Here is a 22,457-nt window from a genome sequence, read left to right as displayed (position 1 = left end):
GGACAGACACGTACGTGGCAAACTAGTGTCCCGATGCAGGACCCCTGCAGTTCGGGTATACGCGGTGACGCCTCGCTGATGGGCAGCGAGGCGATTTCATGTCGGGAGGTTGGGATGAGCTCTTACGAAACCGTCGTCGTCGGTACCGATGGCTCCGAGTCGTCGATGAAGGCTGTGGAACGTGCGGGTGCACTCGCGGGCGACGCCCAGTTGGTGATCGCCTGCGCGTACTTCCCGAACGAGCGCGGCGCGGGGGATGCTGCCGACGTCCTCAAGGACGAGGCGTATCAGGTCACCGGGTCGACCCCGACCGAGGAGATCCTCCGGACCGCGAAAGAACGCGCGGCCAAGGCCGGTGCGACCAACGTGGTGCAGCGCCCGGTCAAGGGAGCCCCGGTCGACGCGCTCCTGCAGCTCGTGAGCGACGTCAAGGCCGACCTCCTGGTGGTGGGCAACCGCGGCCTGAACTCGATCGCCGGTCGGCTTCTCGGTTCGGTCCCCGCGGATGTCGCCCGCAAGTCGGCCTGCGACGTCCTGATCGTGCACACCACCGGCTGAACCGGTGTCGCGGGGTCGTCACTGCGCAATCGTGGTGAGGCCCCGGACGAGATGTCCCCGTGTCAGCGGGCGGCCGGAAATGGTCCGGCCCGTCCGAGGAGTGCGGGGACATCCTTGTCGAGGGCCTCGCCCAGCCACTGTGCGGCGTCGACCAATCGCTGCATCTCGACACCGGTCGTGACCTCCGACCGGTCGAGTGCGTAGACGAGATCCTCGGACGCGATGTTGCCGGTGGCCGCGGGCGCGAACGGGCATCCGCCGAAGCCGCCGATACTCGCGTCGAGGGCACGCGCGCCGGTATCGAGTGCGGTGAGGGCGTTCGCGTAGCCGGTGTTCCTCGTGTTGTGGAAGTGCCACCGCTGCGGAATCCCTGGTGCATGTTCTGCTGTCCGCCGGGCGAGGTCGCGCACCTGTGCCGGCACTCCCACTCCGATCGTGTCGGCGAGCGCGATCTCGTCCGGGGCGGCCTCATCGGCCAGCCGGGCCACGATGTCGGAGATCCGGCCTGAACTGACCTCTCCGGTGAAGGGGCAACCGAAGGCGACCGCGATGGTCACCGTCGTCGCGAGGCCGGCCGCCCGCGCATCGCGGACGACATCGACGGCTGCCGCGATGGTGTCCGCGACGCTGCACCCCTGATTCCGATGACTGAACTCCTCGGTGGCCACGACCACGGCATTCACCTCGTCGACCGAGGATGCGAGAGCGCGGTCGAGGCCACGGCGATTGAGGACGAGCCCGATATAGGAGACGTCGTCTCCTCGCGGCACCCGTTCCATGACTTCTTCCGCGCCGGCCATCTGCGGTACCCGCCGCGGGTTGACGAAGCTGACCGCCTCGATGCGACGCACGCCGGCGTCCACGGCCCGGGTGATGAACTCGACCTTCTCGTCGATCGAGAGCAGGGTCTGTTCGTTCTGCAGCCCGTCCCGCGGGCCGACCTCGATCAACTGCACGTCTGACATGAGATCGATCTTGCCCGTTCTGCTCCCGCGACTCCATCGGGCCTCCTCGGCCCGCTCATTCCGCTTCAGTCCATCCCGCTGTCGGTCGAACGACCGAATCCCGCGGGGCCCATGCCGGCACACACGGTGCGAGAGTGACCAGAGTGACCCTGCTTGACTGGGGTGATCCCATCTGTCACACCAGTGTTCACAATGGACCACAGGCACAGAGGGTCCTTTGATGCGGGATGTATCACTTTCGGAAGCGAAAGCGATGTACCGCGTATGATTCGTTGCTGTTCGACGATCGCTGCGGGGGGACGCGGGGGCGTCTTCGTCGAGCGACCCTATCGCCGAAACCGACGTCGGACGAGGCATGGATGACACTGCGTCCCACCGAGATGGGACTGGGGGAGATAGGCGCCCGGGGACACCCCGAGCGCCTGAAGGGGTTGATCTGCTGGATCTGACCGCGGCGCAACGCGCCATGTGGTTTGCCGAGAACCTCGTCGACGACCACTCGGTGACGGTCGCGCACTACCTCGACATCATCGACGACGGGCGCCCGTTCGATCGCGAACTGTTCCGCCGCGGCGTCCTCGAGGCGGCGCGCGACCTCCAGACGGCATACACCCGCGTCACCGAGGTCGACGGCACCCCTCAGCAGTACATCGATTACTCCGTCCCCTTCGACGTCATCGACGTCGACCTGCGGGCCGAACCGGATCCCGAAGCGGCCGCCGAGGAGTGGATGCGCACCGACCATCAGCGGTCCGTCGACCTGCTCGCCGACCCGGTCGCCGTCGCCGCGTTCATCCGGGTCACCGACGATCGCACCTACTGGTACATGCGCGGGCACCACATCGCCTTCGACGGATACGGCGCGCTGATGTGCCTGCACGAGGCCGTCGAGCAGTACAACCAGCACCGGGAGCCCGGCGGCGGGGCCGACCCCACCGCCTCCGCACCCGCGCGGATCGGTCACCGTCCGGTGCGTCGCGCCGGCATCGCCGAGGTGGTCGCCGACGACGCCGCGTACCGGCAGAGCACGCGGTTCGAGAAGGATCGAAAATTCTGGTCCGAGCGCGCCGCCGGACTCCCCGAGCGGGTGAGCCTGGCCGCGCATCCCGCGACCACCGGGGTCCGCAACGAGACGGTCGTCTCCGCCGGCCTGCTCGGTCCCGAACTCGACGATGCGCTGCGGAGATGTGCCCGGGACCTCGACGCCTCGGTCGCCGCCATCCTCACCGCCGCGTTCGCCGCGTTCCTCGCCCGCATGTCCGGAAACGACGACATCGTCCTCAGCCTCCCGGTGACCGCGCGGACGACGGCGCGCATCCGGCACTCGGCCGGGATGGTCTCCAACATGCTGCCCCTGCGCGTGAACGGGATCGCCACGGCGACATGTGCCGACGTCGTCTCGGCCGTGACCGCGGAGATCACCGCGGGTCTCCGCCACCAGCGCTATCGCTCCGAGGACATCAGGGCGGCAGCCGGATTCGGTGACACCCTCGGCACGAGTTTCGGTCCGCTGGTCAACCTGCTGCTGTTCGACAAGCCGATCGTGATCGACGGCGCTCGCGTGCGCTACCACATGTTGTCCGCCGGCATGGTGGAAGACCTCGTGATGAACGTCTTCGCGGCCGGCCCGGACGCGCCGCTCGAAGTGGGTCTGCACGCGAACCCCAACCTGTACGAGCCGGCCGAACTCGACATGCACCGCAGGCGACTGTTGCACCTGCTCACGCAGTTCGTGACCGAGCCGCGCCGACCCGTCGCAGACCTCGAGCTCCTGATGGCCGGGGAGTCGGCGACGGTGGACCGCCTCGGTTCCGGCGGACCGGCGATCGTCGTCGGCGACGAGCACGTACTGGCCGCCTTCGATCGCCAGGTCGACTCGACACCCGACGCACCCGCGGTGACGTTCGGTGACACCACCCTGACCTATCGCGAGTTCGAGCGTGCCTGTGCGGAATTCGCAGATCGGTTCGCGGAGCGGGGCGTGCGGCGCGGTGACCGGGTCGTCGTTGCGCTGGACCGGTCGATCGAGCAGGTGTGCGCCGTCTACGCCGCCATCTCGCTGGGTGCGGCCTACGTGCCGCTCGACCCGGCCGAGCCGGAGGAACGTCGCCGGGCGATCACCGCAGCGGTCGGACCGTCGCTCATCGTCGACGCGCAGTTCGTCGCCGACGTCGGCCCGGGGCACGATTCGCCTCGCTCCCGGCGTCGTGACTCTCCTCGTCCGGATGGGCCGACACCGGCGCACCGTGGCCGGCGGGCTCCGGCCGGCCTGCCCGCCTATGTCATCTTCACCTCGGGATCGACTGGCGTCCCCAAGGGCGTCGAGATCGATCATCGGGCGATCGGGCAACGCCTCGCCTGGATGCAGCACGACCACCCGATCGCTGCCGGTGATGCCGTGCTGTACAAGACCCCGGCGACGTTCGACGTATCGGTCTGGGAGTTGCTGTGGCCGTTGCGCGTCGGAGCGCGGATGGTGATCGCGGCACCGGGTGGGCATCGCGACCCCGCCTATCTTCGCGACCTCATCGCACGGTCGGGGGTCACCGTCGTGCACTTCGTGCCGTCCATGCTCGACGCCTACCTCGACGTGGCGCTCGGACCGGAGCGCGAGGATCGGCAGACGGCCGGTGCCCCGGGCCCACGCGAGGCCGCACCGTATCAACGCGTCTCGCTGCCCGATCAGGTGCGCTGGCTGTTCACCTCCGGGGAGGCGTTGCCCGCGCGGCTCGCCCATCGGGCACGGTCGTCGAGTCGCGCCGGACTGGTGAATCTGTACGGACCGACCGAGGCCGCGATCGACGTGACCGCCCAGAGGATCACGACGGATCGTGCGGTCGTGCCGATCGGTCGTCCGGTGCCGGGCACCGTGGTCCGGGTGCTCGACGCCCGGTTGCGTCCGGTCCCGGTCGGCGTCGCCGGCGAGTTGCACCTGGTGGGTGCGCAATTGGCGAACTGTTATGTCGGCGCCCCGGGTCAGACGTCTGCCAGGTTCGTGGCCGATCCGCAGGGCACCGCGGGTGCGCGGATGTATCGCACCGGTGATCTGGTCCGATGGACCGGCGACGGCGAGCTGGAGTACCTCGGACGGACCGATCAACAAATCAAGATCCGGGGCCGGCGGGTGGAACCCGGCGAGGTCGAGGCGGTGATCGCCACGCTTCCGGGCGTCGATGCGGTCGCGGTCGTCGCACGGCACGATCTCGGGCCCGCGCCGGTTCTGGTCGCCTACGTGCGCGCTCGGCGGGAGGTGTTGTCGGGCACTGTCGGCGGCGTGCTGGACGCCGAGGCTGTCCGCGCACACTGCCGGCGGCGGCTCCCCGGCCACATGGTTCCGCTCGGGGTGGTCCTGCTCGACTCGTTTCCGACGACCAGATCGGGGAAGCTCGACCAGCGCGCCCTGCCGGTCCCGGTACTCGGTTCCGGCGCAACCGGTTTCCGGCCGCCGCACACGCCTGCGGAGCGGGCGCTCGTGGGGCTTGTCGAGGAGGCGCTCGGCCGCGACGGGGTCAGCGTCTCGGACAACCTGTTCGCGCTGGGCTCCGACTCGCTGCTCGCCGCCCGGATGGTGTCGCGCGCACGCGTCGACCACGGGCTCGGGATCGCCCTCACCGATGTCTTCGAGGCAGTCGACCTCGCCGATCTCGCCTCGCGTGCGGTGGTCATCCCGGAGTCCGACCAGGCCGCCCCGAGACAGACGCGGTCGATGCCGCGGCCGGCACGAATCCCGCTGTCGCAGGCGCAGACCCGGCTGTGGTTCATCAACCGGATGTCGCCGGCCGAGTCGACCTACAACATGTCGGGGGCGCTGCGCCTGACGGATCCGGTCGATACCGCCGCCCTGCACCGCGCCGTCCTGGATGTCGTGGATCGGCACGAGATCCTGCGTACCGTGTTCCCCGTCGTCGACGGGGAGCCCGAGCAACGAATCCTGGATCTGCAGGTGGCCGCCGATCGCCTTGGTGTGACCGTCGCCGGGAGCGGAGCGAGCGGGACTGGTGTGACCGTCGCCGGGAGCGGAGCGAGCGGGACTGGTGTGACCGTCGCCGGGAGCGGAGCGAGCGGGACTGATCTGGCCGCTGCGTTCTCGGCGGTCACGGAGGTGGGATTCGACCTGGCCGAGGAGATCCCGTTCCGGTACCGGGTGGTGACGGGTCATCCGGACGGCGATGTCATCGTGCTGGTGGTGCATCACATCGCGGCCGACGGGCATTCGCTCCGGCCGTTGCTGCGAGATCTGATGACCGCGTACGACAGTCGGCGTACGGGTGAGGTGCCGGATTTCGCGCCCTTGCCGTTGCAGTACGCCGATGTCGCCGTCGAGCGTGCCGAGACGCTCGGCACGCCGGAGTCGCCGTCGCCGGCACTGATCGAGGGTCTGGAGTTCTGGCGTACGGAGTTGCGTGGGGCGCCGGACCTGTTGCAGCTGCCCACCGATCGGCCGCGTCCCCGGGTGATGTCGAGCAGCGGAGCGCACGTCGACACCGTGCTCGGCCCGGAGCTGACCGCCGGTATCCGGCAGCTCGCGAGATCGTTGTCGGCCACCCCGTTCGCGGTGTTCCAGTCCGCCTTGGCGATCACGCTGGGCCGGCTCGCCGCGACCGACGACGTGAGCATCGGGACCGCGGTCGCCGGCCGAGACGATCCGGCGGTCGCCGACCTGGTCGGGATGTTCGTCAACACCGTCGTGTTGCGAACGACCGTGAATCCGGCGGACACCGTCGCCGAGTTCGTCACCGCTGCCCATCGCCGCTGCGCCCGCGCGATGAGTTGCGCCGATGTCCCGTTCGAGCGGGTCGTGGACGCCGTCGCGCCCCATCGATCACCCGCGCATTCGCCGCTGTTCCAGGTCGCGCTGACGGTACAGCCCGACCAGTTGGCCGAGCTGGCGCACTGGACCGGGTCCGCGGCGATCCTCGATGCGCGGGTACCGTCCGCGAAGTACGACGTGACCGTCTCGGTGACCGATCACGCCGATCGTTACGACATCGAAATCGCCTATGCCACCGATCTCTTCGACGCCGCCACGGTGCGGGAGATGGCAGCGCGGCTCGAGTTCGTCCTGGCACAGATGGTGGGGCAGTCGTCCCGGACCATCGGCTCGATCGACCTGCTGCGGCCGGACGAGACGCGCCCCCTGGCGTCGCCGGCCCGCGGCGCGCGTCCGGAACAGACGCTCGCCGGTCTGCTGGCGCGCGGTCTCGCCCGCGCCGACCCCGGCGCGCCGGCCCTGATCGGGGACAGTGTCCTGCGCTGGTCGGAGATCGCGACCACCGCCCATCAGCTCGCCCGGGTCCTGATCGCGCGCGGCATCGGTCCGGGTGACGTCGTCGCCCTGAGTATTCCGCGGTCAACCCGGTCGGTCCTGGCCGTGCTGGGGGTGGCGATGAGCGGTGCCGCCTTCGTGATGATCGATTCCCGTCTGCCCGTCGCGCGCCGCGCCACGATGCTCGCCGACAGTGGGGCGGTACTTCTGATCACGGCGCAGGCGCCGGACGGGGACGACGGCGGCCCGCCCGGCGCCGGGGCGTCGACGATCCCGTCCACGGTCGCCCGCCTCGTCCTGGACGATCTCGAGGTGGATCTGGGCATCGCGGGACGGCCGACGTATCCGGTGGCCGATGCCGAGCGGGTCCGGCCCATCTCCCTCGACGACGTCGCCTATCTGCAGTTCACCTCGGGCTCCACCGGCCGTCCGAAGGCGGCCACGTTGACCCACGCCGGATTCGCCGAGCTGGTCGCCGAGCAGCAGGACCGGCTGGGCGCGACCCCGGACGCGCGCATACTCCACGTCGCCGCATCGGGATTCGATGTCGCGGTCTGGGAGATCGTCTTCGCGGTGTGTTCGGGGGCGCAGCTGGTGATCAGCCCACCCGATGTCTTCGCGGGCCCCGAACTCGAGAACGTCATCGCCCGGCATCGGGTCACCCACACGATCATGACCCCCACCGCGCTCGCCACCCTCGATCCCGCAGCGGTGCCCGAACTCGCGGTCGTGATGGTGGCGGGCGAGGCCTGCCCGCCGGAGCTGGTCTCGAGATGGCACGCGGCGGGTCGCCCGCTGCTGAATCTGTACGGCCCCAGCGAGACCACCATCTGGGCCACCGTCTCCGAACCGCTGCGGCCCGCGGAACCGGTGACCATCGGTGGGCCGATCTCCGGAGTGGGCGTCAAGGTCCTCGATGCGTGTCTGCGTCCGGTGCCGAACGGCGTTCTCGGCGAGCTGTATCTGTCGGGACGGGCGCTCGGGCGCGGCTACCACGCTCGTCCCGGACTGACGGCGGCACGCTTCGTGGCCGATCCGTTCGACGAGGGGGGCCGGATGTACCGCACCGGCGACCTCGTCACCCGGACACCGTCCGGTGACATCGTCTACCACGGCCGCAACGACTTCCAGATCAAGATCCGCGGTATGCGGGTCGAACCCGGCGAGGTCGACGGCGTCCTCGCGAGCCACCTCGATGTGGAGACCGCGGTGACCGTCGGGACTTCGACGCCGGCGGGGGAGACGGTCCTGGTGTCGTATGTGACCGCCCCACCTGACCGGCTGCCGGCACCCGAGCACATCCTCGACCACGCGGCTGCTCGTCTCCCGGCACACCTCGTGCCCCACACCGTGGTCGTGCTCGACGAGTTGCCGATGACCCGGACCGGGAAGGTCGACCGGCGTGCTCTGCCCGCGGTGGAGATCTCACCCGCCCGCGAGTACGTCGCGCCACGCAGCCGGCTCGAGGGCGTGGTGGCGCAGATCTTCGCCGATGTGCTCGGCGTGCGGGAGGTGAGCGTCCACGACGGGTTCTTCGAACTCGGTGGCAGCTCGCTGTCGGCGACCAAGGTCGCCTATCGCGTCGAACAGCACATCGGACGTCGCGTGCCGATGTCGGCGCTCTTCGAGAATCCCACCGTGGCGGATTTCGTGGCGGCGGTCGCCACAGCCGATCGGGCGGCCGGCCGGATGCTGACGCCGCGTGACCGCACCCATGTCGTCGACCTCACCGGAGTGCAACGCGGGCTGTGGTCGATCAACCAGATCGATCCGGCGTCGCCCGCGTACAACGTCGGGCTGACCCTGGAACTCGACGGCCGGTTGGACGTCCCCGCCCTCACCGGTGCGGTGGGCGATCTCGTTGCCCGTCACGAGTCGCTCCGGACTCGCTATCCGTTGCACGACGGCGCCCCGGTGCAGCTCATCATCCCGGCCGCAGATGCGGTGCACGCGTTGCGGATTCCGCTGGTCGATCTCGCCGGGGACCGGCTCGACTCGACCGACGGAGACCGGGTGGGCGCCGAGGTAGCCGCGGTCGTCGACGCCGGATTCGATCTGACCGGCCCCCCGGCCGTCCGCGCGACGATCCTGCGACTGAGCGCCGACCGACACGTGCTGGTGTTCGTCGTGCACCACATCAACGCCGACGGGGGATCGCTCGCCCCGCTCGCTCGCGACCTCGCCGAGTTCTACGCCACCCGGATCTCGGGCAGGTCGGGCTCGGGGAGCGTCGTCGGGCAACGCGTGCAGTTCGCGGACTATGCGATCTGGCATGCCGAGCGCCTGCAGACCGTGCGGCCCGATGGGATGACCGAACGGCAGCGGCAACTCGAATACTGGGGGCGGCGTCTCGACCGGGTGGGGGAGCCGGCGACGATCCCGACCGACCGGCCGCGCCCCGTGGAGCCCCGCCACGTCGGCGGCGTCGTCGATCTCGACATCCCGTCGTCGACGGCGACGATGCTCCGCCAGATGGCCCGGGTGGGCAACACGACCCAGTTCGCCGTCCTGCATGCGGCGCTCGCGGTCCTGATCGGGCGGCTGTCGGGCAGCGACGACATCGTCATCGGCACCCCGTTCGCCGGCCGCGATGATCCCGCCCTGACCGACATGGTGGGAATGCTCGCGACCACGGTGCCACTGCGGACGCGGCTGCGCCTGGACGAGCCGTTCGCGGACCTGCTGCGGCGAGTGCACACCGACGACTTCGCCGACCTGGGGCACACCGACGTGTCCTTCGACGAGATCGTCGATCACCTTGCCCGCGCCGACCGCGGGGCGGTTCGTCGCGGACGCCGAAATCCGTTGTTCTCGGTGATGATCGCGTATCAGAACCTCGAGTTCCCGGACGTCGAACTCGACGGTCTGCACGTCCGTCCGCGGTTGCCCGCCTCGTTCCCGGCCAAGGTGGATCTCGAGGTCATGCTCTATCCCGGTGATCCGGACGGCGTCGACCGAAACGGTGCCCTCGGCGGGCAGATCGCCTTCGACACTGATCTGTTCGACCCGGGCACGGTGGCGCTGTTCGCCGAGCGCTACCGAAATCTGTTGACCGACATCGTGTCGCGGCCCGACATCGCGGTCGGGGACCTCGCGCTCTGGGAGGAGGCGACGCCGGGCCCCGGCGAAGCCGAGGACGCGCGTCCGCTGTACGAGATCGTGTCGGAGGTGGCGGCCGTCGCTCCCGACACCGTCATCGGCGTCGCGGGGGCGCCGCAGGTGACCTTTGCCGATCTCGAGGCGACCGCTGTGGCGATGTCGATCTCGGTTCCCGACGATGATCCGGCGGAGGCGCTGACGATCGCCGTGGCTACGCTTCTGGCCGACGCCGACCGGTCGATCGACGACGTCTTCGAGAGCGTGCGAACCGCTGCCGACGCCGTGTTGCGACGGGACGCGGATGCCGGATCGGGTGCGGTCCCGCGAAATCGTGTGGGACCCGCGTGACGTCGGACACCTCGATTCCCCGCGCCTCGACGGGGTCCGCCCCGTCGTCGCCGCGTCCGTCGGCGCTGCGCTCGCTCGCGCTCGCCGCGACCCATGCGGGCGACGACGTCGCGATGACCGGTGTGGCCGGCCCGGTGTCGTTCCGTGCCCTTCACCGCAGGGTGTCGGCGTCGGCGATCACCCTGGCCGGACGGGGTGTCGCGCCCGACGCCGCCCTGCGCGCGACGGTGACCGCGCTCATGCCACGCGCCGGGCTGAGTGGTTCGCAGCTCGCCGCCGCGGCCGCGGAGATCGTCGTCGAACTCGACCGCCGTGTCGACGGGATCCTGGGTGTCGGTGACCGCGAATCGCTACCGGGACTCTTCCGGATCGCCGCGCGGCGGCGGGCCGACGCCGTCGCCCTCACCGACCTCGACGGGGCGTCGCTCACATACCGGGAACTCAACGAGCGATCGGAGCAGATGGCCTCGGCCCTCGTCGCCTGCGGTGCGGGACCCGAGACCCTCGTGGGCGTCGCGCTGCCGCGATCGGCGGACCTCGTCGTGGCGCTGCTGGCGGTACTGCGGACCGGCGCGGCCTATCTGCCCCTCGATCGCACCCACCCGGTCGCGCGGCTGACCGGGATCGTCGAGGACGCGTCGCCGGTGGTCGTGCTGGCCGATGCCGAGACGGTCGAGGCCTGGGCGGCGATGTCCGCGCCGCTGTGCACACCGCAGGACCTGCTGGCGCAGTACGAGATCCGCGCGGGCGGTGCATCGCCGTCCCCGCTGCCGGATCATGTGAGTCCGCAGGCGAGCGCGTACGTGATGTACACCTCCGGATCCACCGGACGGCCGAAGGGCGTCGTCGTCACCCACGACAACGTGGTGTCGCTGCTGGCAGCCCTCGACACCGTCGTGGAGAGCACTCCCGAGGACGTGTGGTCGTTGTTCCACTCCTACGCATTCGACGTGTCGGTGGGTGAGATCTGGGCCGCCCTGCGCGCCGGTGGACATCTCCTCGTACTCGATCACGCGACGACACGCGCCCCCGACGACGTGGTCGAGGCCTTCGACCGGCACGGGGTCACGATCGTCAACTTCACCCCGTCGTCGTTCTATCAGTTCGCCGCGGTCGTTCGCCCGCCCCATGGTCGACGGTTGCCCGACTCCGTTCGGCGACTGCACTTCTCGGGAGAGCTGCTCGACTACGAGCAGGTGCGGAAGTGGCAGTCGGACCGGGCCGACGACGGGTCGGCGACCCGTCCCGGCGCCGACGCCGCGGGTCCGCAGCTGAACAACATGTACGGTCCCACCGAGACGACCGTCTACATGACCCGCCGCGAACTGACGCGTGCGTTCGTCGACGGGGCGACCGCCTCGGACATCGGGACGCCGCTGCTCGGTTCGCGGGTGCACGTGCTCGACGGTCGGCTCGCCCCGGTGCCCGACGGGGTGCCCGGCGAACTGTACGTCTCGGGCACGCAGGTCACCCGTGGATTCCTGCACCGGCATGGTCAGACGTCCACGCGGTACGTCGCCGATCCGTTCGGTCCGCCGGGTGGCCGGATGTATCGCACGGGCGACGTCGGTGTGTCCCGCAACGGGTCCATCGAATTCGTGGGACGACGCGACGGCCAGGTGAAACTCCGCGGCTTCCGCATCGAACTCGGCGAGGTGGAATCGGCGATGTCGGCGCTCGACGGTGTCGATGCGGCGGGGGCGGACATCCGCACGCTCGGGGACACCGAACACCTCGTCGGCTACCTGGTGACCACCGACGGAAGCGGCGAACCGGCCACCGCAGGTGTCCACGGCTCGTCTTCCGTCGGGGCGATGACGCTGCCGGAGAACGAGATCCGAGCGCGACTCGCGACGGCGGTGCCCGACTACATGGTGCCCACCCGGTTCGTCCGGCTTCCGCGACTCCCGCTCACCGTGAACGGCAAGCTCGATCGAGGCGCCCTGCCCGACCCGGCGTCCGGGGACGACGGCCCGATCGTCGCCGAGCCGCCCGCCACCGCCACCGAGGCCGCTCTGGCCGAGCTCGTCGCCGAGATCCTGGGCGTGAGCGACGTCGGAGTCACCACCTCGCTGTTCGATCTCGGCGGAAACTCACTGACCGCAACCCGGGTGGCGGCCCGGGCAACCGAGCGGTTCGACACCACGGTCTCCGCGCGAGCGGTGTTCGCCGATCCCACGGTTCGCGGTCTGGCGGCGGTCATCGACGATCAGGACGACGGAGAGTCCGGGGGGTCCGGTGCGCCCGCGCATCCGGTGACCCGGCGCCGGATTCCGCTGACTCGGGTCGACCGCGACGGGGTGCTCCCGCTGTCGCCCGCGCAGCGACGTATCTGGTTCCTGGAGACCCTGGACCCGGGCGGGGCCGGTTATCTCATCCCCGCGGTCCTCCGACTGAGTGCCGCGCCGGACCCGGGTCCCGGCGCCGGCCGCCGTTCCCCGGACCCGGTGGTGGTCGCCGCCGCGCTCGCGGATCTACTCGCCCGACACGAGGTTCTCCGCACGCGGTTCGTGTCGGTGGACGGTGTCCCCGAGCAGGTGATCGCACCGGCCGGGGACACCCGACACGACGTCCGGGTGGTGCCCCCGATCGACATGCGCGGCGCAAACGAGACCGACATCTCCGCCACTATCGCCGAGATCACCAGCCGGGGTTTCGATCTCGAGGACATCGCGCCGGTCCGGGCCCGGCTGCTCCGCGTCGCCGACGACGACATGATCCTCGTCCTGGTGGTGCATCACATCATCAGCGACGGTGGTTCGGTCGCGCCGATGGTCACTGACTTCGTCACCGCCTACGAGGCACGCCTGGCCGGGCGGGAGCCCGGCTGGGCGCCGCTGCCGGTCCATTACGCCGACTACGCGGTGTGGCAGCACCAGCGGCTCGGGGACACCGCCGATCCCACGTCGCTCGCGGCGCATCAACTCGAGTACTGGCGCGCCGGTCTGGCGGGGGCACCGGAGCTCATCGAGTTGCCGGTGGATCGGCCGCGGGCGCCGGTCCGCAACGACTCGGGTGCGGAAGTGTCCTCGACGTTCGACGCGGTCACCTGGAACAGTCTGCGAGATCTGGCCGGCCGACACGGCGCGACGATGTTCATGGTCGTCCACGCGCTGCTCGCGGTCACACTGGTCCGGTCCGGTGCCGGCGAGGACATCGTCATCGGGACCCCGGTGGCCGGGCGCGGCGAGCGCGATCTGGATCCGCTGATCGGGATGTTCGTCAACACGCTCGCGCTGCGAAGCCGGGTGCCTCGTGACGTCGCGTTCGACGACCTGCTCGACGTCATCCGCGACATCGATGTCGCCGCACTCGATCACGCCGACCTCCCGTTCGAGACCGTCGTCGACGAGGTCGTCGCGGTGCGCAACACCGCACATCCGCCCCTCGTCCAGGTCGCCCTCGCGTTCCAGAACGCGACTCGGCCCGCGGTCGAGTTGCCGGATCTCGTGGTCGCCGAGATCGAGGCTCCGGTCACCACGGCCAAGGTCGACCTGCAGGTCACCGTCCTCGACGAACCGGGCCGCCCCGCCGACGACGACACCCGCGTGATCATCACCTATGCGACGGCCCTGTTCGACGCCGAGACCGTGGACGCATTCCTCCGGCGGATGGTCGCCCTCGCGCGAGCCGCCGCGGTCGACCCGCACCTGCCAGTGGGTGACCTGCCCACCGGGGACGACGAATCCGGCGCGGTGGTCGCCGCGCCGGGCATGGCGTCGTCGCGGTCGACCCTGGCAGACCTGTTGGACGCGGCGATCTCGATGAACCCCGGCGGCGTCGCGGTCACCGAGAACGGACGGCACCTGACCTATGGCCGCCTCGACGCCGAGACGCGACGGCTGGCCGCCGTACTCCGAGCGCGCGGCGCCGGACCGGGCACCGTGATCGCCTTGGCCACACCGAGATCGCTCGCGGGCATGGTCGGGTTCTGGGCGATCGCGCGCACGGGTGCGGCCGTGGCGCCCATCGATCCCGCCCTGCCGGTCGAGCGCCTGCGCCACATGCTGGACACCGTCGACGTGCGCCTCGGGATCACCTCGGCCGCAGTCGTCGCCGAGCTGTCACCATCCGGCCCGGTGTCATTCGGCCCGCTCGCTCCGCTCCCGGCGCCGGTGGAATGGATCGCCGTCGAAGACCACCTCGGGATCGACGAGGCCGGGGGCGGCGTGCCCGGGAACGTCTCGACCGGAGTCCAGGCGACCACTCGTCCAAGACCCGACGAGACCGCCTACGTCATCTTCACCTCCGGGTCGACGGGCCGGCCGAAAGGCGTCGCGGTCACCCACCGAGAGTTGGCCGACCTGGTCGCCGATGCCCGCCTCAGATTCGAACTCACGCCGTCCGCGCGCGTACTCCGCTTCGCGGCACCGGGTTTCGACGCCGCGGTCTTCGAGACACTGGTCGCGGTGGCGGCCGCATCGACGATGGTCGTGGTACCGGACGGAGTGACGGGCGGCGGCGAACTCGCGGCGATCCTGCGCCGGGAGCACGTCACCCACGCGACCATCACCCCGACCGCGCTGGCGACGGTGTCCGACGTGCTCGCCGACACGGAGTCGGAGGTGTCGTCTGCCGGCGGCTTCCCTGATCTCGAGGTCATCTGCGTGGCCGGCGACGTCTGCTCGCCGGAACTGGTCCGGGCCTGGTCGCCCGGTCGCGTGATGCGAAACCTCTACGGCCCCACCGAGACCACCATCTGGGCGACGTCGTCCGAACCGATGCGCCCGGACTCACCGGTCACCATCGGCGGTCCGATCGCCGGGATCACCGTCGCGGTGCTCGATCCGCGCCTGCATCCCGTTCCGGCCGGGGTGACCGGTGAGCTGTACCTGGCCGGTTCCGCGCTCGCCGCCGGCTACCTCGGCCAGACTGTGCTCACCGCCGAACGGTTCGTCGCGGCCCCGTTCACAACCACCGGGCTCGGTGCGCCAGGAGAGCGGATGTACCGCACCGGGGACCTCGTCCGGTGGCGCATGCGAAACGGTCGATGGGCGCTGGTCTTCCTCGGCCGCAGCGACTTCCAGGTCAAGATCCGCGGCTTCCGGATCGAACTCGGTGAGATCGACGCCGTCCTCGGCGAGCACGAGTCGGTGGATTTCTCGACGACCGCCGGAGTCGAGCACCCGACGTCGGGAGAGACGGTCCTCGTCTCCTGGGTCCACGGTGTCGCCGGCGTCGCGCCCGACGCCGGGGAAGTGGCGGCCCACGCGGCGCGTCGGCTGCCCGCCCACATGGTGCCCACCGCCATCCTGCCGCTCGACGAGATCCCGCTGACGGCCACCGGAAAGCTCGACAGCAGAGCACTGCCGACGCCGCGGTTCGGCGGGGAGGTCCACGTCCCGCCGGAAACGGCGACCGAGCAGACGGTCGCGACGGTCTATGCCGAGGTACTGGGACTCGACGCCCAGGAGGTGTCGGCGGAGGCGTCGTTCTTCGATCTCGGCGGGACATCGCTGTCGGCGACCCGGGTCATGGCACGCCTGGGAGTCGCACTCGGCGTCGAGATATCGGTGCGGGCGCTGTTCGAGACGCCCACCGTCCGCGCGCTGGCCGCCGCCGTCGACGCCGGGGAACACGCCGGCAGCGACCTGCCGGCACTCGAGGCCATCCGCCGGCCGCACCCGGTGCCCCTCTCGTACGCGCAGCGCCGGATGTGGTTCCTCAACCAGTTCGACCCGGAGTCGACCGCCTACGTGATCCCGATCGTGGTCCGCCTGCGCGGCGACCTCGACGTGCCCGCGATGCGCGCGGCGATCCTCGATGTCGTCGACCGGCACGAGGTGCTGCGCACGGTCTACCCGACGGGGACTCCCGACGCCGACGCCGCCGATCTCTCGGACGCCGTGGCGAACGGGGCCGGACGGCCCGATGGCGCCGTGCCGGTCGGTGTCGAACCCGTGGCGCTCGTGCTGGACGACTGGGCGGGACGGCTCTCGATCGGCCACACGGTGATCACGCCGCGGGCCGTCCCATCGTCCGACGAGGTCGTGGACCAGGAGATCCACGAGCTCGTCGCAGCCGCGTTCGACGTGACAGCCGACCTGCCGGTGCGTGCTCGCATCGTCTCCGTGTCGCCGACCGAACACGTACTCGTGATCGCGCTGCACCACATCGCCGCCGACGGTGAGTCGGCGCCGGTGCTGGCGGCGGAGATCGCCCGCGCCTACCGGGCGCGACGATCGGGTCGGGCGCCGGACTGGCCGGCCCTGCGGTTCCAGTACGCGGATTACGCGGTGTGGCAACGACACCGGCTCGGTGACGCCTCCGACCCCGAATCCCTGATGGCGCGACAGCTGCGGTTCTGGGCCGAACGGCTCACCGGCCTGCCCGACGTGCTCCCGTTGCCGACGGACCGGCCCCGTCCCGCCGTGCCCGACGGGCGGGCGGCCACGGTGCGGTGGTCGCTGCCGGCGTCGACCGTCACGCAACTGCGGCGGCGAGCAGCGGCCCGACGTGCCTCCCTGTTCATGGTGGCCCACACGGCCACCGCCGCGGTGCTCGCGCGCCTGACGTCGACGACCCGGATCGCGGTGGCCACACCGGTCGCCGGCCGCGGCCGTGCGGAGATCGACCAGCTGATCGGCATGTTCGTCAACACCGTCGTCCTGTCGGTCGACGTCGAGCCGCACCTCACCGTCGCCGCCTTGCTCGAGCAGGTGAAGAGCGCCGACCTCGCGGCATTCGACAACGCCGACGTCCCGTTCGAGCGCGTGATCGACGCTGCCGACCCGCGGCGGATCGAGAACGTGGAACCGCTCGCGCAGGTCCTGCTCGTCCACACCGTCAACGGCGACCCCACCCTCGGTGCACTCGACGATCTCGACGCCGAGTTCGTCGAACTCGAGGACAGCGTCGCGAAGTTCGACCTCGCCATCGGCTTCCGCGAGACCTCGGACGGGGGGCTGGCCGGCTCGATCACCTATACCACCGCGCTGTTCGACGCGGCGACCGCGGAGACCATCTCCTCGGCGCTGTCCTCGGTCCTCGCCGCCCTCGCCGCCGACGCGGACCTCCCGGTCGCCGACATCCCGATTCTCACGACGGCCGAAGCCGCGGCCCAGCAACAGCTCTCGATCGGACGCGCCGTCGTCCTGCCGGACCTCACGGTGCCGGCGGCGATCGCGGCCGCCGACCAGCTGCGATCTCCGGACGCCATCGCGCTGCGCTGCGGCGAGCGCTCTCTCACCCATCGCGAGTTCGCCGCGCGGGTGGCCGCTCTCGCACGGGAACTCATCGGTCTCGGGGTCGGCCCGGAGGACTGCGTCGTGGTGTGCATGCCCCGGTCGGTCGAACTGGTCGTCGCGGTCCATGCGGTCCTCACCGCCGGCGGACAGTACATGCCGGTGGCACCCGATGCACCGGCCGACCGCGTCCGCTACATGGTCGACACCTCGCGCGCGACGATCGCGCTGGTATGCGACGAACGGGTACCCGCCGCACGCGTTGTCCCGCGCACCCTCCTGGTGGACGCCGGAAGCCCCGTCGCCCTCGACACGGTGCCGGTCGCCGACGACGAACGCCGGTCGGTGCTGCGCCCCGAGCACGCGGCCTACACCATCTTCACCTCGGGCTCGACCGGCCGGCCGAAGGGCGTCACGGTCGGTCACCGCGCCGTGCTGAACCGATTGCGGTGGGGGGTGGACGAATTCGGGATCGGACCGGACGACTCGATCCTGCTGAAGACACCTGTCACCTTCGACGTGTCGGTGCCCGAACTGCTGACCCCCGCGCTGACCGGCGCCCGGCTGGTCATCGCGCCCGAGGACGCGCACCTGGACCCGCACTCGATGGCGCGCCTCATCGATGCCGAACAGATCACCACGGTGCACTTCGTCCCCTCGCTGCTCGCGGTTTTCATCGGTGAACTCCAGCCCGCTCGCTCCGCTCCCGGCGCGGGTGCGATTCGGCCCGCTCGCTCCGCGCCCGGCGCGGGTGCGATTCAGCCCGCTCGCTTCGCTCCCGGCGCGGGTGCGATTCGGCCCGCTCGCTTCGCTCCCGGCGCCGCCGGGCGCCCACTTCTGCCGACCCTGCGCCACCTCTACTGCTCCGGTGAGGCGTTGCCGCCGGCCGTGCTGCAGTCGACGCGCGCCGCGCTCCCACATGTTCGCGTCTCCAACCTGTTCGGTCCGACCGAAGCAGCCGTCGAGGTCACCGCGGCGACGCCGCACCCCGACGCCGTGGTGGTGCCGATCGGACGACCGGTGTGGAACACCCGGACGTTCGTCCTCGACGCGCGGCTGCGTCCCGTGCCCGCCGGCATCACCGGTGAGTTGTACCTCGGTGGTGTCCAGCTCGCGCGCGGCTACGCAGGCCGGCCCGACCTCACCGCCGAGCGTTTCGTCGCCGATCCCGCCGGCGGCGGAGCGCGGCTGTACCGAACCGGCGACCTGGTCCGACGCAACCGCGCCGGCGACCTGGAGTACCTGGGACGCAGCGACTTCCAGGTCAAACTCCGCGGTCAGCGGATCGAGCTCGGTGAGATCGAGGCGGTCCTGGCGACGGTCGACGGTGTCCGCCAGGCCGTGGTCACCGTCGCGAGCACCCCGGGCGGTTCGGAACACCTGGTGGGCTACCTCATCGCGCCGGACGGCGGCGGAACGAACGGGGATGAGGTCGTCGGACGCGCACGAGAGGCGGTGACCGCGTCGCTGCCGGCGTACATGCGTCCGACCCACTGGGTCTCGCTGACCGAGGCCCCGCTCGGCAGCACCGGCAAACTGGACCGCAAGTCGCTGCCCCTTCCGCGTTTCGATCTGTTGTCGGGGACCGAGGACAGCGACTCTGCTCCCGTCGGTGAGTCGGAACAGATGGTCGCCGCCATCGTCGCGTCGGTGCTCGGGCTCGAGGACGTGCCGCTGACCCGTTCGTTCTTCGAACTCGGCGGGGACTCGATCGCGTCCATCCGGCTCACGTCGATGTTGCGCGCAGCGGGGCTGCACCTCACCCCGCGCGATGTGTTCACGGCGTCGACGATCCGTGAGCTCGCCGGCGCCGCACGAACGGAGCCGGACGCTGTCCTCGACGAATTGCCCGGCGGCGCAGTCGGTCCGGTCGAGCTGACACCGGGGGCGGCGTGGATGCTCGAACTCGCCGACGAACCGGACGACATCGCGGACTTCTCGCAGAGCACCGTGCTCACACTTCCTGCCGAGGCCGACGAGCCGGCGATGCGGGCGGTGGTGACCGCGGTCGCCGCAGCCCACCCGATGCTCACCGTGTCGTTGCGCCTCGACGCCGATGGCTCGCCGACGATCCTGGCCGGCGACGGCGACCCCGGTGACGTCACGGTCGAGATCCTCGACCGTGCCGACGTCCCCGGCGCCGGGACGACTTCGTCGCCCGTGGTGGACGACGCCATCCGCGCCGCGCATTCGCGAGCTCTGGCGACCTTGTCGCCGGCCGACGGGCGATTGCTCGCCGCGGTCGGTGTCCGGTTCGCCGACGGTACCGGCCGGGTGGTCGTCGCGGCCCACCATCTCGGTGTCGACGCCGTGTCGTGGCCGACCATCGTGTCGGGTCTGGGTCGCGCGTGGTGGCAGTACCGCAACGGGGAGTCGCCGGCCCTCACCGCGTCGGGCACCTCGTTCCGGCGCTGGTCGGGCGTCCTGGCCGAACTCGCCGACCGGACAGCGGAGATCGACTGGTGGACTCGACAACTGCCACCTGTGCCGCCGGAATTGACCATCGACCGAGCCCGGGACCGACTCGCCACCACGGTCTCGGTGATCCGCAGCGTCGAGCCCGGTCTCGCCGAGCGGGTGCTGGGCACGGTCACCGAGTCGTTCGGCGCGCGCCCGGACACCGTGCTGGCCGCAGCGCTCGCGCTCGCGGTCCGGGAGTCGGTGCCGGCCTCGGGTCCGGTGTCGATGATGATCGAGAACCATGGCCGCGACGAGAGCATCGCGTCCGGCGCCGACCTGGCCGAGACGGTCGGGTGGTTCACCTCGTTCGTCCCGGTGAGTGTCGATGTCCCGGGAGTCGCGTGGGCCGGGAGTTCGACCGGCCCGGTCGAGACCGACGCCACCCCGGGTCGTCCGCTGGCGGCGATGGTCAAAGCGCTCAAGGACACCCAGGCCCGCATGCCGGACAACGGGATCGCCTTCGGCCCACTGCGCTGGTCGCGTCCCGACTCACCGTTGCGGGGTCGGCCCCTCCCGCCGATCACGGTGAACTATCTGGGTCTGCTGGGTGCCGGCGCCGGGAGCGGAGCGAGCGGGCCGAGTGGTGCCGGCGCCGGGAGCGGAGCGAGCGGGCCGAGTGGTGGCGGCGCCGGGAGCGGAGCGAGCGGGCCGAATCACACCGGCGCCGGGAGCGGAGCGAGCGGGCCGAATGGCACCGGCGCCGGGAGCGGAGCGAGCGGGCCGAACATTCCTGGGGATGCCGGTATCGACATGGCTGCAACGGAATTCGCTCCGGTGGCGGACGCGCCCTCCCTTCCACCGTCGGTCCGCGGAGACATGGTGGCGCTGGCCGCACTCACCGTGACGGCGGGCTCGTTGGCGACTGCACGCGGTCGTGAACTGCGGGTGGACCTCACCGCGCCGGCGGGAGTGTTCGACGAGTCCGCTCTGGCCGGTATCGCCGATCGCTGGGAGGCGGCGCTGTCGTCGCTCGCCGCGTATGTCGACGACGTGGGCGATCCGGGCCTCAGCGAAACCGACGTGATCGGCGGGCTGGATCAGTCCGACATCGACCATGTGCTCGCCACCCGGTCGAGCACACCACGCCCGCGCGCCGGGTACGCGATCTGGCCGCCGACGCCATTGCAACAGGGTTTGTTCTACGAGGCGGAGCGCCTGGTCGGCGCCGATCCCTATGTGACCCAGTCGATCATCGAGTTCGACGGCAATCATCCCGTCGACACCATCCTGCCGGCGATCCGGGAACTGCTGGCCAGGCAACGCGTCCTGCGTTCGGGTTTCACCCGCACTCCGTCCGGCCGTCTGGTCGTGGTCGTTCCGCCGGGCGACGATCCCGTGGTCACGGAGCCGGACTTCCGTGGGGTGGACCTGCAGGATCTGAGCATGGCCGAGGCGGCAGCGCGGATCGTCCGGATCGCCGACGAGGATCTGCGCCGCCCGTTCGTACTGGACGACCCGCCGCTCATCCGGTTCTCCGCGGTGTCGCATTACACGGTGACGGGTCCGGCGCACACGCTGGTCATCACCGCGCACCACATCATCCTGGACGGCTGGTCGGGCCCGATCCTCGTCGCCGACCTCCTCGCGGCACATCTGGGCCGGCCGGCGATCACACCGGCCGCCGACTTCGAGTCCTACCTCGCGTGGCTCGACGGACGCGACCGCGAGGCCGCCGTGGCCGCCTGGCGTGAACATCTCGTCGACTTCGGACCGACCCTGCTCGCTCCGCAGGAACACCCCGGCACCGACGATGGACCCCGCCGCCACGAGGTGACCGTCCGGGTTCCCGCGGACCGCCGGGCGGCGGTGGAACGAACCGTACGCCGGTTGGGCACGACGACGAGCACGATGCTGTATGCGGCGTGGTCGATCGTGCTGTCCCGTTTCACCGGGGAGCAGCGGGTCGTCTTCGGCGAGACGGTGTCGGGGCGGCCCGCCGATCTCGACGGTGCCGACGGCATGATCGGGCTGTTCATCAACACCGTGCCGGTGGCAGCCGACGTCGATCCGCGTCAGACGCTGGCCGGACTCATCGGTGAGTTGCACCGCGCGCGGGCGCGGATGCTGGACCACCAGTTCGTCGGACTCGGCGACATCACCGCCGCGACGGGGCATCCGAGGCTCTTCGACACCCTCGTGGTCTTCGAGTCGTACCCCGTCGACGTGGACACGGTGGTGGAGGGGTCACGGACCTCGGGCCTGGAGATCCGCGACGTGAGCACCGCCGATGCCACGCACTATCCGCTGGCACTCATCGCCGCGCCGGAGGGCGACGACCTCTGTCTGACGGTCAAGGCGGACCTGGCCCTCGTCGGCGACGGGGTCGCCGAGGTGGTCGCGGCCACGCTCACCGATGTTCTGGATGCGGTGCTCGACGATCCGACGCTGCCGGTGGCGGCGCTCGATCCGATGCCGGCGGCCATGCGCTCGACGGTCGAGGGTTGGTCGCGTGGTGTGGGTGTGGGGTTGGGGTGGTCGGGTCGTTCGGTGGGGTCGGTGGTTGCTGAGCGGGTGGGGTTGTCGGTGGGTGATGTGGCGGTGTGGGTGGGTGAGCGGGTGGTGTCGTATGGGGAGTTC

General features: G+C 70.7%; 4 protein-coding genes. 3 read left to right on the top strand and 1 reads right to left on the bottom strand.

Annotation, left to right across the window (positions count from 1 at the left end):
* The first annotated feature begins 114 nt into the window (after positions 1-114).
* Positions 115-558, top strand: a complete 444-nt coding sequence (locus MHN80_RS08180) for a universal stress protein (protein ID WP_004018865.1) — start codon at positions 115-117, stop codon at positions 556-558.
* Positions 559-620: 62 nt separating this feature from the next.
* Here MHN80_RS08180 and MHN80_RS08175 read toward each other — a convergent pair whose 3' ends face one another.
* Entirely contained in the window at positions 621-1,523 is a 903-nt protein-coding gene (locus tag MHN80_RS08175) for a hydroxymethylglutaryl-CoA lyase (RefSeq protein ID WP_239400835.1), read from the bottom strand.
* A 466-nt stretch (positions 1,524-1,989) separates the two neighbouring features.
* Between MHN80_RS08175 and MHN80_RS08170 the strand changes: the two genes are divergently transcribed.
* Positions 1,990-10,236 (top strand): amino acid adenylation domain-containing protein, encoded by an 8,247-nt coding sequence (locus MHN80_RS08170; protein WP_239400833.1) that lies wholly within the window; start codon positions 1,990-1,992, stop codon positions 10,234-10,236.
* The coding region (locus tag MHN80_RS08165; protein WP_239400831.1) for a non-ribosomal peptide synthetase at positions 10,233-22,457 on the top strand (12,225 nt) is incomplete at its 3' end. The genes MHN80_RS08170 and MHN80_RS08165, both read left to right, overlap by 4 nt.

This window comes from Gordonia sp. McavH-238-E (assembly GCF_022348225.1).
Classification (GTDB): Bacteria; Actinomycetota; Actinomycetes; order Mycobacteriales; family Mycobacteriaceae; genus Gordonia; species Gordonia terrae.
The sequence above is the reverse complement of the archived record's forward strand: the minus strand, read 5'-3'. Positions and strand labels throughout refer to the sequence as shown.

Bases quoted from the DNA above. Each gene is read 5' to 3' on its own strand.
- MHN80_RS08180 (WP_004018865.1), top strand. From the start codon at position 115: ATGAGCTCTTACGAAACCGTCGTCGTCGGTACCGATGGCTCCGAGTCG.
- MHN80_RS08175 (WP_239400835.1), bottom strand. From the start codon at position 1,523: ATGTCAGACGTGCAGTTGATCGAGGTCGGCCCGCGGGACGGGCTGCAG.
- MHN80_RS08170 (WP_239400833.1), top strand. From the start codon at position 1,990: ATGTGGTTTGCCGAGAACCTCGTCGACGACCACTCGGTGACGGTCGCG.